Origin of the sequence: Oligosphaera ethanolica (assembly GCF_030814695.1) — a bacterium.
Classification (GTDB): Bacteria; Verrucomicrobiota; Lentisphaeria; order Oligosphaerales; family Oligosphaeraceae; genus Oligosphaera; species Oligosphaera ethanolica.
The window spans coordinates 299,316-314,842 of the sequence record NZ_JAUSVL010000001.1; the positions used below are offsets into that span (position 1 = coordinate 299,316).

The window sequence follows — 15,527 nt, forward strand, 5'->3', positions numbered from 1 at the left end:
CGCGTGAGAAAAAAAGGGCGGACACGCCGGTCGCCCCCCCCCCCCTATCGCCGCAGCAGCTCATCGCCCCAGGAGAACAGCGTCACGTCGGCGCGGGTGCGGCATGGGCCCGGCCGCGCGGCGAACTCCAGCGTGTTGTCGGCCGCTGCCAACTCGGGATGGCCGTCGGTTTCTTCCGGCACGACCTCGCCAAGATCATCGCCATTGCCGGCGAAAAGCCGGCAGGGCGCGGCCGCGCGATATTCGAGGTACTGCCCTGGAAGCATGTCCACTGGGAAGATCACCCGCCGGCCATTGATGACGACTTGCGGTCGCGACAGCGGCTGGTCCCGCAAGGGCAAGGCCCTGATGGGGCTAAGCAGGCAGGAAACACCCTCGCCGTCAGGGATGTCATTGCCCCAGAGGAAGATACCCCGGCAGTTGGGAAAATTCGTCGTTGTGCGATAGACACCGTACTGCCCGCGCAGGATTGGCCAGGAATGGTCATCGAAGCATTCCGTTTCGGGCTCGACCAGCTCCACGTAGCGCCAGCCGGTAAAGTCGATGCTGATGTAATGCTGGACGTAGGTCTCGCCGTAAGAACGCGAGTTGAGGATGATGTTGAGCAGCTCGCCCTTGCCGTCGCCCTTCACCCACAGGCCCAGGGCCCGCTGTGCGCTGAGGTCCTTCGGCTCGCCGAAGCCGTACCAGAGGCTCGTCCACGCTGCCCGCCGCAGGCGGTACTCGCGTTCGCAGTGATCGAACAGGGAATAGTGATCGTCCGGCGCCGAGCTGCAGACGAGGTCCCGGCTGCCCACGTTGCGGGCCGACCAGCAGGCGCAGGCGCGAACGGGGCCATCCTTCGCCATGGCCGGCGTCACCGCGCTGCTCAGACCGGGCGCGGCGGAAGGATACACATAGAGCTTGCCGCTATTTAGAATCGTGATGGTTTCGCCCGGGTCGCGGAACTGGCCAGCGCTGCTGAAATCCACCAAGGTGACGCCGTCCTCCGAATCGTATGGCGCCACCGCCGGTAACGCGGTAATGCGCAAGGCCACCGGTTGTGCGCCAAAACGATTGCGGTAGCACCAGCGATTGCTGCGGCCGTCGCAATCCTCAATCTTATGCCGGGCGCTCTGCAGGGGCCGGAACGCCCACTCGCCATCGGCCTGCCGTTGCAGCTGAAACTCGTCTTCGAGAACCCGCAGCCGCGACAGTACGGCTTCCGGGAAATAGCGCTGTTGCCGCAGTTCCTCATAGGTGCGAATAGTCGGCGCGAGCGTCTTCAGCCAGGCGCCCTGCTGCAACGACGCCGGCGAGACGCACTGCAGGGTAAAATTGGCGTCGGTGGCCAGGGCCTTGCTCCACATGTACTCGACGTCGTCCCAGTAGGTGGGGTCCTGCTCGGAATTGCACCAGGGAAAAAGCCCCGACCAGCCCAAGTGCATGGGCAACAGCAAACGCCGCGCCTGCTCGTTGGAGCGCACATGCAGCCCCAGGAAGCGCTTGTGGCCGCGTTTGCAGTGATCCCATGCCTGCATGCGCGTACGCACGTACCACAGGTGATGATGGAACGTCGCCATTTCCATCATGATCGGCTTGCGCAGCTGCCGAAAAACCGAGAAGGTGAATTTGGCGCCATAATGCCAGCGCGCGTCTTCGCCGCCGATGATATGGGCGCCATCCAGCCCGTCCAGGTAGCAGAAGTCAAAACCGCATTGGTCGATGCAGTCGGCGATGCGCCCGGCGACCTCGTCAAAAAGCGTCGAATCGCCGTCAGGCGCATAGCAGCCCCAGCACTCCTTGAGGTGATGCACCTTGGCGCCCGCGCGATGCAGCGCCGGGGTGGTGCCATGGAGGCCGCGACGGCATTCCCGCACGGCCCCGGCCGCCTTGTCCAGCACGCCGTATTGAATAAGCTCGTCGTCAATCTGCAGCGTCATGCTACGGCGAATATAGTAGTTGATGCGTTCCGGGAGCTCTGCGCAGCCCTCCTGCAGAACGATGTCCGTGGCGTCGGCCGGGCAATCCACTGCCAAAGTGTAGCTGCATTCTTTCGCCAGGCGCGGATCGGGCACCGGCGTGACCCAAGCGCAGTCCTTGGCAATGGAAAAGGACATGGTATGCAAACCGGCCAAAATGCCCGCCGCGTGCAAGCGGTCCGTCACTGCCTTCACGCTGGCGTAGCCGCGCGGATATACCGCCGGCCGCGGCTGGTAATTGCCGTAGTTGATGGCCCCGTCGAACTCAATGGCGCGTATGCCCAGCTCCTGGCAGAACGCAATCCACGCGTCCACATTGGCTTCCGATGGGCTGCCGAACACGTTGCTGCGCCGCGGTTCCTCGGCGTCGAGCGCCCACGGTCCGCAAAAGGGCGAGTGGGGCACGCCCGGCGCATGGCTGACCATGTCCTGCATGTGCGTGCGCATAGCGGCAAACGGCGCCGTCACCAGGCCGCTCTGCGCGCCCGCGAAGCCAAAACGCCGATAGGCCGCCGTCCACAAATGATCCTGCGGGCCAGGCAATAGCTCCACATTCGCCTGCAGGCCCAGGGCGATCATCGACGCGGAAAATGGCTCATCCGCCACCACCCGCAACGTCGTCGGGATATTCACAAAGGCCAATTCGTCGACGTCGCCAGTGACGTCCTCAACAGTGAAGACCATAAACGCGTCATGCAACGTCACCGCCACCCGCGCCGAAGCCGCGCCGGCGGCGAAGGTCAGCTGCAGGCGGCAGCCGTCGAAGGTCGCCGCGCTGGCATCGCCGCGCCAGCCGCCCTTGCGCACGTAGGCGCAGGACGATGCCGGCTGGGCCTGCAACCAATCGCGCCCCGTCACCTTGTCCGCAAAACGCAGATTGCGGCCGTTTTCAGCAATCAGCCACTGGCAGTATTGGTTTTCCAAACGAATGGTCATAGTCCAGCCTTTCCCTAGTTGGCATCTCCGCCGCTCTCAGGTTACGCGTGTTTTTCAAGCAAAACAAGTGCTGCCAAGTCAATGTACAGCTTTTGCGCACGTTGGCCTAAGACAACGCGCTACCGCCGGCTAAAAATAACTCGTCTGCCTCGTTGCCAGCACCGGCGCCTTGCACCGGCGCCATGTTGGCGGCGATGATGAGCTGCCGCATATCTTCCGGCATGGGCGCGCGGAATTCCTGCGGACCGGGCGGGCCGTCCAGACTGATTGTCCAGGCATGGAGCGCCTGGCGCGGCAGGCGCAGGCGTTGCCGATCGTCCTCGTGAAGTTCGTCCGCAATGAAGCGCAAGTAAATCTCGTCATCGACGCCGTAGAGTTTATCGCCGACGACGGGGTAGCCGACGCTGGCGAGTGTCGCCCGTATCTGGTGTGTGCGACCGGTGAAGAGTTCGGCGCTGAGCAGGGACAGACCCTGGCCGCGCAACAGGCAACAAAAGTCGGTGTGCGCCGTTTCGGCGCGCGCGTCATCCGGCGGCGGCGCTGGCGTGAATCGCCTTTTTTTGCGCACGCGGCTCTGTGCATCAGCGCTGAGCCAGCCATCGGCGCTGAGGCTGTCCGGGAACTGCCCTTCGACCATCACCAGGTAGCGTTTGCGACTCTGTAGCCGCTGCAGCGCTTTCGCATAGCGCTTGGCCGCCCGCGACTCTTTGGCAACCATCACGACGCCAGAGGTTTCGCGGTCCAGCCGGTTGACAAAATGCGGCTGCTCAATGGCGGCGAGCTGCCGCAACGGTTCGGGCAAGGACTCCCGTTCGTGAGTCTTGAGCAGAGCCCACAGGGTGTGGTTGAAGAAGCAGCCGGCGGGATGGCAGGGGAGATTGCCGGACTTGTTGAGCACAATCAACTCCGGGCTGTCATAGAGTACCCCGACGCGGTCGTCGATGGCCGGCTCATCTACCGGCAGCGGCAGGTACTGCAGGCAGTCATCCGGGCTCAAGACGTCGTTTGGCGACACGGCGCGGCCGTTGTTGCTGACCCGGCCAGCGACGATCAGATCACGCCATTGCGCCTCACTGTGGTACGGAAACCGCCCCGCCAAAAACGCCAGCAGCATGGCGCCGGCATCGGTCGCTGATATGCTCACATTCGCTTGACGAGTAAAGAAGTGGTAGGCCATGAATAGATCAAATGGGCTCGAACGGATATAGTGAGGGCCGGAAAAAACGCCAGCAATTATGCCGCCGTGACAGCGCTTCAATATATACGCCGGCACCCACGCCGGTTAACACCAGCATAAAGAAACGAGTTGCCCATGGGCTGTCTGTTCATCATCGCCACACCAATCGGAAATCTGCAGGACATGACCCCACGCGCCATGACGACACTCCGGGAACTGGACGTGCTGGCCTGCGAAGACACGCGTCATACCGGCCAGCTGCTGACCTTGCTCGATATCCCCCGCCCGCCAGTGGTCGTTTCCAATCACGAGCACAACGAACGGCACATGGCAGCCAAAATCGTGTCGTGGCTGGACGAGGGCAAGAAGGTCGGCATCTGCAGCGACGCGGGCTATCCCGTCATCAGTGACCCGGGCTACCCGGCCGTAGTCGCCGCCATCGCCGCCGGCCATGACGTCGTAGCCATTCCCGGCGCCAGCGCTGTCCCCCTGGCCCTGATCAGCTCCGGCCTGCCCTCCTCCAGCTACACCTTCAAGGGCTTTCCCCCACGCAAACCCGGCCGCCGTCGCTCATTCCTGGCCATGGACAGCGAACTGCCACATACCCTCGTCTTCTACGAATCGCCCTTCCGCATCGGCAAGCTCCTCGCCGACGCCCTGGACGTCTATGGCGACCGCCAGGCCGCCGTCTGCATGGAATTGACCAAGCAGTTCGAACGCGTCCACCGCGGCTCTCTTGCCGCCCTCGCCGCCGAATTCGCCGACCGCAAAGTCAAGGGCGAAGCCGTCATCGTCATCGCCGGCAATAACCCAAAATTCACTGCAAGTCATGAGGACGACCAAGTAGAAGAAGAAGACGCGGATGCAGACAGCTGATCGAACGGATCTATTGTCTTTTATCGCGGACGGATCGGACCGATCGGACCGATCGGACCAATGCTCTTCACTTAGTGTACTGGCAATGGTTGGCGAGGAGTTGATTGGTAACCATGCGCAAGATCATTCGCCGAGGTTTTGAGCGCTTTCAGCGCTTCTGCCGCTTCGCGGCGATGAAATGCCGCGATGACAAAAGGCTGTGTTGGTTGAAACAACTCGCGCCAGGGAAATCGTTAAGTTAAGAGCATTGGACTGATTGATCGGACGGATCGGACCGCGATAAAAAGAAGCGGCGACGGCTGGGGGGGGCGATATGGGCAGACGGCCGCTTATTCGCGGTAGAGCCAATAGCCGATACCAGGCTGGAGATTGGTCTCCTGTGTCAGCATAACGAAATGCTTGCCATTCCAACGCCAGGCACTGACAATATTGAGGTCGGCCACGCTCTTCGTGTCATCTGCCACGCCGGTAAAATTCCAGCCGCTATGCAGGCTTGGGCTGACGGCGCCGGTATTGAGCCCACCAAGGGCAATCTGTGGTGACGACTGGCTGGCATTGAAAAGCCAGAAGGCCCGGCATTGCGTCATCTGCGCGCCTAGGCGCAGCTCCGTGTAAGTGCGAGACGAGCCGTTCATGATCAACGGGCGCAGAGCCACGAGAGCGTCAAAACCAGGGTCATTAGGCAGCAGCACCAGCGGCGGCGCCGCCAAGAGATTCCAGCCCTGCACTATACCCGTATTCGCTCCCTTGTACTCAAACGTTTCGGGTATGCCCGACTTGATAATGGTGACCAAGGAGTCAGCCGAACCATATAAGGTCGTGATGCGATAACCGATCACAACTTGATCGAACAACTTTATTTGCTCTTCATCGGGAAGGGTGTAGCTGATCTGCCACTGGCCGTCTGCGGAGACAACGCTGGCCGGGCCTGCCGCTGCAGTCGTGGCAATGCCACCATTGAAGGTGCGAACTTGACCGGCGATAAGCTGCACCGACTTGCCTGCCTCTATGGGACAGACCACGACGTCCTTCTGGTCGTTCTGAGCCCAGGGCATTTCTGTAGCGATGGGCTCGGGTGTCGCCGGCGCCGACGACGTCACGTTCGCTTTGCGATAACGGATCTCGTAACGCCCCGGCCCCAGCTGGCTGCCGATGGGCGTTTTCGCAAAAACCACGGGACCCGAGCCGCTTTTCATGTTGCTGACGGCGATTGTGCCATCTGGCTTGACCAGTTGCAGGGTCCCGGCCGGACTACTGCTGTCCTTCAGAGCCCAGGTCATGCTCAACGATGCCTGGGCAGATTCCGTAAAAAAACGCGGGTCAATGACCAGCACCCAGGTACTGGCGGCACCGTCGGAATTTTTGACATCCCGGCCCAACTGCAGCCACTGATACAGCTGCAGAAAATCGGTGCCGGCTTCAATCATCCCCGAGCCCTGGAAGTACACTCGGTCGTAGCCGACGATGATATCCGGCATGAACACCTGCTGCACCGGGCTGTCGCCGTTCGCCAAGTCTCCGTAACCGTCCCGCCCCCCGGCAAGCCGGCCAAACGTCCGCGTGCCTATTTTCTGATCGAAGCTTATTTCGTACAAAAACGCATCAGCAGAAGCCTTCATACCGCAGAACCACAGGCTCATGACGGCTATTGGCAGAAGTAGTTTTGTTATTCGCATCGTCATTCCTCTTGACCTCTGGGAAGCATTTTTCCCCCACCCCATTCATTGAACCGCGAGAATTCTGTAATATAAACCAGTCGCAGCCATTGCACAACGCGCAGGGCCATCGTCACCCCACGACGCCGTAATCGGTCAGTGTACACCCCGGCGCTTCGCCGGGGTGTACACTGACCGATTACACGACGACGCAGCCGGATCAGCGCTTGATGACGATCTTGAAGACCGCCTCGGGGTCGATGGCCAACACCATATCGCGGTCCTGCAGCTCGTATTTCACCGCCGGCGCCTCGGCTCCAGCCTCACGGGCTTCGGCGCTAACGCTGACGCCATCCCAGCGGGCGAAGAGCTTATTGAGGTGCAGTCGCGCGGTAAAGGCCGGCTGGCCAGGGAGGGGTGTCAGCTCCCAGACATTCATGCTGGTTTCGCGCAATCTGAAAGCGCCGTCGGTAGTGGCCAGTTCGAAATCGACCATGGTGCCAATCGGGTTGCGTTGCAGGGTGGTTTTGCTTGGATTCTGGGGCGCCGGTGCTGGTTCAAGCTTCAGCGCGGTGACCACGCCATCGTCATTGCGGGTGACCACGAGGGTTCCGATCCAGGCAGAGGTTCCCCCGGTCTGCCGGCCCTCGGTAGCCACCCGGCCAAGGTCGGATTTGTAGAGGCCAACGAAGATCGGAAAACGCGCGTCCGTGCAGGTCTCCGGAATCGTGCTCACGATGTTGTCGCGAATAACGCCCTGCCATTGTTCCGGCGGCACACTTGACCCATGGTCCGCCTGGAAACGGATGCTCAAGGGCTCGTTCTTGTCTTCCATGTAATGGACGAAAGTGCGCAGACCCGACGGCCCCGGCCCCTTGGCGTCCCAGCGCAGAGTCCAGCTGAAGCGACCCTCGCCGAGGTCCAAAAAGTCCTCAATGCTCGGAACCGCCGGCACCAACTGCCGCTGGCTGATTGCGCTCTGGCGGGCATTGAAAAACCAGCCGGACGGGCCGCGCGAATGCTCGCGGAACGTGCCGTCGGCAAGTTTTTCCAGCGTCAGCTGATTGGCGCCGTAGTTGATGGCGAAGCCGAAGGGCGGCAGGCAGCGGCCGTCCGCAAGCAGCCAGTCGTTTTCGCCGCGATTCACCCACACCCGCGCGCCATTATCCCACTCGACGTACTGGCGGTGGATGTTCCCGCCGACAAATTCATGCCGGCTGATATGGCGCAGCGCGACATGGCGGATGAAATCCTGCGCCAGGTAGTACTTGCGCAGGGCGTTGTAGCCCCAGCAGCCAGCATCCACCATCAAGCTGTGCCCGGCCAGCAGTTCTGCCGACAGATAGTCATCGCTGACGATGCCATGCAGCAGGCGCGAACGCTGCCCTTCATAACGCGTGGAGTAGCCCGCGCCCATCAGCACGAAGTTACTGTGATTGACGGCGGAATACCAAGGCACGCGATTCCACTCGTCGCAATCGAGCTTGATCATGAAGCGACCGGGATCGCTGCTGATGGTCATCCACTGGCAGTCGGCGCCATCGAGGTAACCGATGAGCTGGTCGTGGCCGGCCTCGGACGTCGTCGGTGCATCACCGAGATAATCGCGGATCCAGGCGAAGGCCTCGCCCCAATGCCGGCGGGTTTCCAGGCTGGAGTGATAGACGCCGTCGTGGTCATACCAGTCCGTACAGGTCGCGGAAGTAAAGACGTCAATAAAGCAGTGGGACGTGCCCAGGCCCTCTTTCACCAGCCGCAGATTGCGCTGCACGTAGGGCATGATCTGATCCGGACGCCACTTGTAGGATAAGGCGTCCCGACCGCGATTGTACCAGGCCTTGACCGGCTCGCCATTCTTCGAGAAATAGATCTTGCGATAGCTGAAGTCGTCGGCGTCGGGATAGAAGTCGATGTAGTTGTCATGAAGTCCCCAGGGGATGCCAGCCGGATCACAGACCCGTCCTACGTCCTTGAGGTCGTCCAGCGTCCCCCAGCGGGGACTGGGCGGCCAGATGTCCGGCAGGCGGTAGTCATAGCCCCAGCGCTGCCAGTTATGGACCGTGAGGATGGCGTCGCTGACGCCGTAGCGGAGCATCTCGCGCATGTGATCGGCAATGCTGCGGTACTCACCACCCCAAATATCGAAAAGCATGCGGCCGGCGAGTTTGCTGACGGCGCCGGCGGGCTTCTTGTCAAACAGCGACCGGTAGGCGACCGCCGCAGCCATGGCCGTAGCCTCAGGCACAAAAGTCATCACGCAATTCTCATGAGTGGCCAAGGCATAGACCCGTCGCGCGGGATTAACCTCAAAATGATTTGGCGGATTGTCTACCGCGACCAGTAGCGCCGGCGATTTGGCGAATTCCATGCCGACATGGCTGGAAGCCAGATTGTGCCCGCCGTAGCTGGCTCGGAAGGGTTTGGGATTGCGAATAGCGTAGCCGTGACCGTAAAAGACGCTGGTGGCCTGGTCATGCCAGGGACCGGGCTGCGCCAGCGTCAAGCGCTGACTGGCCTCGATTTTCACCCGCATGCCCGCTCCATCGGCCCAGCAGCCCACGCGCACAGTCGCTTCCTGGCCGTTTCCGTCCACAAAGCGGTGCAACCACTGCGGCCGGCCTTCGGCCTCGAACGTCTCGCAACGCAGAAAACGCCAATTTGAGTTGGTGAGGGACTCGCCATTGAGCTCGAGTTCCAGACCACGGCAGGCCGAAATGCCCTCGGGTCCCACGAAAAGGAACCAGCCATCAAGCAGGCCATAATCACCAGCGGCAACCACCGCCGCGCGCACGCCGCTATCGCCTGCAAGCGGCAGCGCCGTCGCGCCGGGAATGGCCTGGGCGCTGCCGCCCAGAAGCCGAGCCGCAGCCAGCTTCAACGCCGCCGGCGGCTCGCTGGCAGGCGCAAAGACCGGCGGCGTGCCGGCGCTGAGCGTCGGCTCAGCCCAGAAACAACTATCGACCTGAGTGTCACGATTGGGGCCCGGGTGGCTCTCCAAGCGCAAAATGACGTCCTTGCCCGCATAGGCACTCAAATCAACTTCGCCGGGCAGCCAAGTTTTGCTGTCGGTGAACTGACTGAAGAGCGTGGCCGGCTCGGCATCGCCGTCAAGGACCCACACGCGGAAATCAACGCCATCGCTGAGGGGCTCGGTGGCACTGCTGTCACGCAACGCATTGGCGAAGGTGAAGCGAATCGGCGTAACCGCAGGCAATTGCACCCGGTAGTCGCAAAGGACTGTGCCGCCGCCGGGATACCAGGTCGGATGCATGTTCAGGCAACTGCGAGTGTCGCCGCGGGTCGTGCGGCTGTAGCTCACATGGGCGCGGCTGGTGCTGTCGCTACCCAACCAGCCAATGGGTTTATACTGCAGCGGCTGGTCGTAGTAATTCCACGCCACGCGCACATTCGTCTGGCCAAGAAGCCGCAGCATGCCGTTGGCAGGCAGAAGCAAGGCCGGCAGCTCGGGCGGCGCAGTCAGCGTCGCGTCAGCGATACCGCGCTTGGCGTTGACGGTGAAGATGCGCACCGCGTCTATCACAATGGCCTCATCACCCTGCTGCAGGGTCGCCTGGATGTGCAGGGGATAGAGCGCCGAGAACACAAAGGGACCGCTCGCAATCTGGAACGTGACGCTGGTGCTTTCGCCAGCAGGCACGGTCACGCGCTGCACGGCCGGGCCAACAGCACGCCAGTCATCAACTAGTTTGTGCACGCGCAATTCGCCGCTGACGGCCGTCGCACCAGCGTTGGTCAAGGTCACTACGGCGCTCGTCGGCTCTGCGGGCGCCGGCACGTCGGGAATCTCGTGGATGAGCAACGTGAAATCGCCCACGCGCTGTTCATGTCCGTTCCAAGCGGCCAGCGGCAGAATCGCCGCCGCCAACGCCATCACTATGGCGATTTTGCTGCATGCCGTCGTCATTGCTTTACTCCTACGTTCGTTGGTGCTTCTGGTTGCGGGCACGGCACCGCGAGAACAGTCCCCGCGGCGTCCTGCTGAGCAAGATGACGCCTAACATACACCACACATGGCCGGGAATCAGCGCTGACGGCATTTTTTCCCGCGCGTTTTCGCAATCGGTTAGTGATTGATAACCAAAACTGTGGTGCCTCTACGAGGCACTACCTGTTGGCAGGCCGCGTCCCCAGGCTAAAGCCTGGGGTTAAGCATGGTTAAGCGCCTACGGCGCAAAAACATGGATATTGAATGATGGTGGTTTTCGGCCCGAACCTGACAAAGTAAGTCGTCAGGTCGGCCAAGTTCGGCCCGGAGGGCCGTACCATGCATAACCCCGGGCATGGTTAAGCGCCTACGGCGCAGAAACATAGCCATTGAATGATGGTGGTTTTCGGCTCGGATCGGACAAATCACGTCGTCAGGTCGGCCAAGTTCGGCCAAGTTCGGCCCGCAGGGCCGTACCATGCATAACCCCGGGCATGGTTAAGCGCCTACGGCGAAGAAACATAGCCATTGAATGATGGTGGTTTTCGGCTCGGATCGGACAAATCACGTCGTCAGTTCGGCCAAGTTCGGCCCGCAGGGCCGCACCATGCATAACCCCGGGTGAGGCGCCCGGAGGGCGCCGCAACCCGGGGTGTGACAGCAACTTGGAATTGCGCCCGGAGGGCGCCACATTGGCGAGGCACGCCGCTTCCCACGATGCCAGAACGAGGCATGACGTGCATCCGTTATTAATCACTCCTATGAAACACGCTGCCGCAAAGGTCGGCGGAAGTCAAGGTCGAATGGCTGGGCGGCGACTGGCCGTGGGTTTCCTGCAAATTGTCCCAGCGAAGCGCCGGGTTGTACACTGGCAGATTACATCCCGCGCGTTTTCCGCCACCCGACATTGGCAATTTAGTGATCGTCCATTACTTTCTTGGTTCTGTTTCCATGTGTCATGTCGCTCGGATGGACGCCGGGCGCGCCCGTGTTTTTTCACTCAATAAGCTGTCGAGGAGATGAACCATGGCATTACGAGTTGGTGTTGTCGGCTGCCGGGGCATTGGTACCACCCACGCAACCAGTCACAAAAATGACGAGTTGGCCGAGCTGGTCGCCGTCTGCGATGTCGTCAAACAGCGCGCAGATGACCTGGCCGCCAAGCTGAATGTCAAAGCGTACTATTCACAGCGGGAAATGCTCGCCAATGAAGACCTCGACATCGTCGACGTCTGCACCGGCGGCCCGGAAAATGGCGGCTGGCACTTCGAGCCGACTATCATGGCCCTGGAAGCCGGCAAGCACGTCCTCTGCGAAAAACCGATTTCCAACGACATCAACGAAGCGCGGGAAATGGTGCGCCTGGCGGCGAAAAAAGACCTCTACTTGGGCGTCAATCTCAATCACTACTTCACGGCGCCGGCCGACCAAGCCATGCAGCTGATCAAAGATGGCAAGATCGGCGAGATCATCTACTGCCATCACCGCATGGGCTTCCCCGGCAGCGAATGGACCTACGCTCGCACCGCCGGCCCGAACATGGAAGGCCAGCCCTATTTCCACGTCAAGGCCTTCCTGGCCCACCCCTTCAGTCTCATGCGCTATTTCTGCGGTGACGTCGCCCAAGTACAAGCTTTCATGGGCAAGCCCAGCTTCCGCATCAAGGAAGCCGACCCGATGGTTTCCGTCAACAGCATCCACATGCGCTTCAAGAGCGGCGCGACGGGCTACATGTTCAGCTCCCGCGGCGACACCACTATGTCCCTCGGCGGCTGGTGGAGCATTGAAGTGGGCGGCACCAAGGGCACCTTCGTCATCGAAAACTGCACCGAGCGCCTGATCTACCAGCCCGCACACGGTAATCCCGAAGCCGGTGAAACGCCCAAGGGCCTCGGCCAGGCTCCGGCACCGATCATCACTGACACCGGCGAAAAGGACTTTGGCTCGACCTTCCCGCGCCGCATCCACTGCTTCCTGGAAGACGTCACCAACAAGGTACCCAAACCCAAGCTGCGCGCTTCTGGCCGAGACGCCTTGGCGACCCTCGAATACACCTTCGCGGCCATCCAGTCCTACGAACAGGGCGGCGTAACGGTCCTGCCAGCGGCCCTGCCCTTCTTCAAGCCCGACCCCAACAATCTCTAAGACCAGCCACGTTGATCCACCTGCGGCGGCCCGGTCGACACGCCCGCGCCGCCGCTATCTTGTCTTTGGCCAACACAAGAGCAACACGAGAAGGACATATCCAGCATGAAACTCGGCGCAAACTCCGTTCTCTTCGGTAAGTACGACCTCGAAACCGCGTTCAAGTGGACGAAAATCTGCGGCTACGACGCCATTGAAGTATCGGCGATTGACGGCATGAGCCAGCATCTGGTCATCAGCCAATGGCGAGAGCTCGCCCCGTCCATCAAAGAGCTAATCGCTAAGTACGAACTGCCCATTCAGGCCATGGAACAGCCCAATCAAGACCCGGCCATCATGGAAGCGGCGTTCCAGGCCGCCGTCGAAATCGGCATTCCCATCGTCAACTGCGGCCCGGGCGGCAAGATGAATGACGAGAGCAGTCTGCAGGAGCGCATCGACAGCCTCGGCAAGCTCGCTGATATGGCCGGCAAATACGGCGTGACCTTGTGCTGCAAGGCCCATGTCAACGCGGCCATCTGGAACACCCCGACCTCACTGCGCATGCTCGAGGCCATCAAACATCCGAACTTCGGACTCGATATGGATCCCAGCCACGTCTACCGCTCCGGCGAAAACCCGGTGGACGCCATCACCGCCGTCATCGACCGCATCAAGCACGTCCATATCCGCGACTGCAAGGGCCGCCAGACCAACCCCGGCAAGCCAGAAATGCAGGCCAACGGCCGCGGCGATATCGATCTGGCAGGCTATCTGCGCGTGCTGCGCAAGTACAACTACACAGGCCCCGTCGACCTCGAAGTCATCGGCGCCAAGGACTACGAGTTGCCGAACTGCATCGCCATCGCCGCGGAAGCGCGCGGACACATGCAGGCATGCCTGCAGGCCTGCGCGGCCCGCTAAGCGATCCCCACAGCGCAGCGCAGTATTTCTCAGCCGGCGACTGCCCCCGCAGTCGCCGGAACCGTTTTGCCCAATCGGTCAGCATGAATCAAGAGTGTGGTTGCGGGCACCGGCCACCTAACACGAGATAGCCCATGGCCGCGGCGGCTCATTCAACAACGGACCTGCGAATCCTCAAGAGCATCGGCTTTCGGGCCTTCCTGGCCACGCAGTTCCTGGGTGCTTTCAACGACAATCTCTTCAAGCTGCTGCTGGTCTGCTTTGCCATGAACCTGCTGAGCCGGGAACAGCAGAACAACTACATCCCGCTGGCCACCGCGCTCTTCACGCTGCCCTATATCCTCTTCTCCAGCTACGCCGGCTTCCTCGCCGACCGTTTTTCCAAACGGGCGGTGATGATCGCCACCAAAGCGGCCGAAATCGCCATCATGGGCTGCGGTTATTATTTCTTCCGTGTGCATGCCACCACGCCGCTGCTGCTCGTTCTTTTCGCCATGGGCGCCCAAAGCGCTTTCTTCGGACCGGCCAAATACGGCTTTCTGCCTGAAGTGCTGCCGGCAAACGCGCTGTCCCGCGGCAATGGCGCCGTGCAGCTCTTCACGTTCCTGGCCATCATCCTCGGCGGCGCCGCTGCTGGCCGCCTGGCAACCATGTACATCGAACCCCCGCCACCAGCCGCAATGGTCGAACAGGCCGCAACAGCCGGCGAAAAACTCACGGGCAGCACCGCCACCTCGACGCCGGCCAGCGCCCTCGTCACCGACACAGCGACGGCGCCAAACGTGCTCCCCCAAGACCGCAAATACGCTCACCCCCCAAGCGCGCCAGCCAGCACCGCCAGCACCGACCTGGGCGCTATTCCCGTCTCAGTCACCGGCACTAGCGCGGGCACAACTGAACTGTCAGTAACCACGGCGCCGCCGGCGACCGTTCACCTGGCCGCGATCTACTGCGTGGGCATTGCCGTCATCGGTTTCATCGCCAGCCTGCTGATCATGCCCACGCCACCTGGGCACCGTGGCGCGGCGTTCACTTGGAATCCACTCAGCACGCACTGGCAGACCATCCGCGCCATGCGCAAAGACCACCTGCTCATTCTCTGCCTATTCGGCAATGCTTTCTTTTGGTTTATCGGCGTGCTCTTCCAGAGCAACCTGCCCCTGCTGGTGAAAAACGACATCGGGGCCTCCGATCAGACCGTCGGCCTGTTGCTGGCAGCCGTCGCTCTGGGCATCGGCATCGGCAGCAGCGCGGCCGGTTTTCTGTCCCGCGGCAAGATCGAGTACGGTCTAGTGTTGCCCGGGGGCTTCTTCATGGCGCTCTTTGCCATTAGCCTCGGCCTCTTCGGTCGCTGGCTGGCTCCGGCCATCCTTTGTGTCTCCCTCATGGGTTTCTGCAGCGGCTTCTTCCAGCTGCCGCTGGTCACCGCCATCCAGAAGCGCAGTCCCGCCGACCGCCGCGGGCAATTCATGGGCGCGGTCAATGCCGTCGACTGCCTGGCCATGCTCCTGGCCGCGGCCTTCCACTGGCTGCTGATCAAGCCCCTCGGGCTCTCGGCCAGCGCCGTCTTCGTCGTTCTCGGACTACTCACTCTGGGGGTGCTGCTGCTCATGATCAAGAAAGCGCCGGCGCTGATCTGGCGCGCCAAGCAGCTGTCACTCAGGCCATGAACGGCTTCGGCTACCCAGGCCCCCCCTACGACGGCAGCACAAAGAGTTCTTCACCGCGCGCAACCACGACACAACGGGCGTTTGTCAGCCGACATGATGCCCGACTGCGCCAATTTGAGGTTTTTTCTTCCCGGAAACCTGCCAGCACTCCGGTAATCGGTCAGTGTACACCCCGGCGCTTCGCCGGGGTGTACACTGACCGATTACGCCCCCCGCCTCTTTTTCCCACTCGTGAATTTGTGTATTAGCTTTTTGCGG

8 protein-coding genes are annotated in these 15,527 nt (G+C 61.5%); 4 read left to right on the plus strand and 4 right to left on the minus strand.

The window, feature by feature from the left end; genetic code table 11:
* Positions 1-44 precede the first annotated feature (44 nt).
* A complete protein-coding gene (locus J3R75_RS01090; RefSeq protein ID WP_307259331.1) occupies positions 45-2,897 on the minus strand; it encodes a hypothetical protein in 2,853 nt (950 codons plus the stop codon).
* Positions 2,898-3,003: 106 nt separating this feature from the next.
* Positions 3,004-4,041 (minus strand): RluA family pseudouridine synthase, encoded by a 1,038-nt coding sequence (locus J3R75_RS01095; protein WP_307259333.1) that lies wholly within the window; start codon positions 4,039-4,041, stop codon positions 3,004-3,006.
* A gap of 168 nt (positions 4,042-4,209) precedes the next feature.
* Here J3R75_RS01095 and rsmI point away from each other — a divergent pair, with 168 nt between their 5' ends.
* Entirely contained in the window at positions 4,210-4,950 is a 741-nt protein-coding gene (gene rsmI / locus J3R75_RS01100; RefSeq protein WP_307259335.1) for a 16S rRNA (cytidine(1402)-2'-O)-methyltransferase, read from the plus strand.
* A gap of 329 nt (positions 4,951-5,279) precedes the next feature.
* Here rsmI and J3R75_RS01105 read toward each other — a convergent pair whose 3' ends face one another.
* Together J3R75_RS01105 and J3R75_RS01110 are read right to left on the minus strand one after the other, a co-directional pair.
* Positions 5,280-6,626, minus strand: coding sequence for a hypothetical protein (locus J3R75_RS01105; RefSeq protein ID WP_307259337.1), 1,347 nt, complete (start codon positions 6,624-6,626; stop codon positions 5,280-5,282).
* Positions 6,627-6,825: 199 nt separating this feature from the next.
* Positions 6,826-10,530 carry a hypothetical protein gene (locus J3R75_RS01110; protein ID WP_307259339.1) on the minus strand — a complete coding sequence of 1,235 codons (3,705 nt, stop codon included), beginning with the start codon at positions 10,528-10,530 and terminating at the stop codon, positions 6,826-6,828.
* Positions 10,531-11,577: 1,047 nt separating this feature from the next.
* Between J3R75_RS01110 and J3R75_RS01115 the strand changes: the two genes are divergently transcribed.
* The 3 genes from J3R75_RS01115 (at position 11,578) to J3R75_RS01125 (ending at position 15,269) form a co-directional block, all read left to right on the plus strand.
* A complete protein-coding gene (locus J3R75_RS01115; protein ID WP_307259341.1) occupies positions 11,578-12,696 on the plus strand; it encodes a Gfo/Idh/MocA family protein in 1,119 nt (372 codons plus the stop codon).
* 105 nt (positions 12,697-12,801) lie between these two features.
* A complete protein-coding gene (locus J3R75_RS01120; protein ID WP_307259343.1) occupies positions 12,802-13,599 on the plus strand; it encodes a sugar phosphate isomerase/epimerase family protein in 798 nt (265 codons plus the stop codon).
* A 134-nt stretch (positions 13,600-13,733) separates the two neighbouring features.
* The gene (locus J3R75_RS01125; protein ID WP_307259344.1) at positions 13,734-15,269 is read left to right on the plus strand and encodes an MFS transporter; all 1,536 of its coding nucleotides are present in this window, start codon (positions 13,734-13,736) and stop codon (positions 15,267-15,269) included.
* Positions 15,270-15,527 lie beyond the last annotated feature (258 nt).

Excerpts from the sequence above, each read along its gene's own strand:
- J3R75_RS01105 (WP_307259337.1), bottom strand. The coding sequence starts at position 6,626 with ATGCGAATAACAAAACTACTTCTGCCAATAGCCGTCATGAGCCTGTGG.
- J3R75_RS01120 (WP_307259343.1), top strand. The coding sequence starts at position 12,802 with ATGAAACTCGGCGCAAACTCCGTTCTCTTCGGTAAGTACGACCTCGAA.
- J3R75_RS01090 (WP_307259331.1), bottom strand. The coding sequence starts at position 2,897 with ATGACCATTCGTTTGGAAAACCAATACTGCCAGTGGCTGATTGCTGAA.
- rsmI (WP_307259335.1), top strand. The coding sequence starts at position 4,210 with ATGGGCTGTCTGTTCATCATCGCCACACCAATCGGAAATCTGCAGGAC.
- J3R75_RS01115 (WP_307259341.1), top strand. The coding sequence starts at position 11,578 with ATGGCATTACGAGTTGGTGTTGTCGGCTGCCGGGGCATTGGTACCACC.
- J3R75_RS01125 (WP_307259344.1), top strand. The coding sequence starts at position 13,734 with ATGGCCGCGGCGGCTCATTCAACAACGGACCTGCGAATCCTCAAGAGC.
- J3R75_RS01110 (WP_307259339.1), bottom strand. The coding sequence starts at position 10,530 with ATGACGACGGCATGCAGCAAAATCGCCATAGTGATGGCGTTGGCGGCG.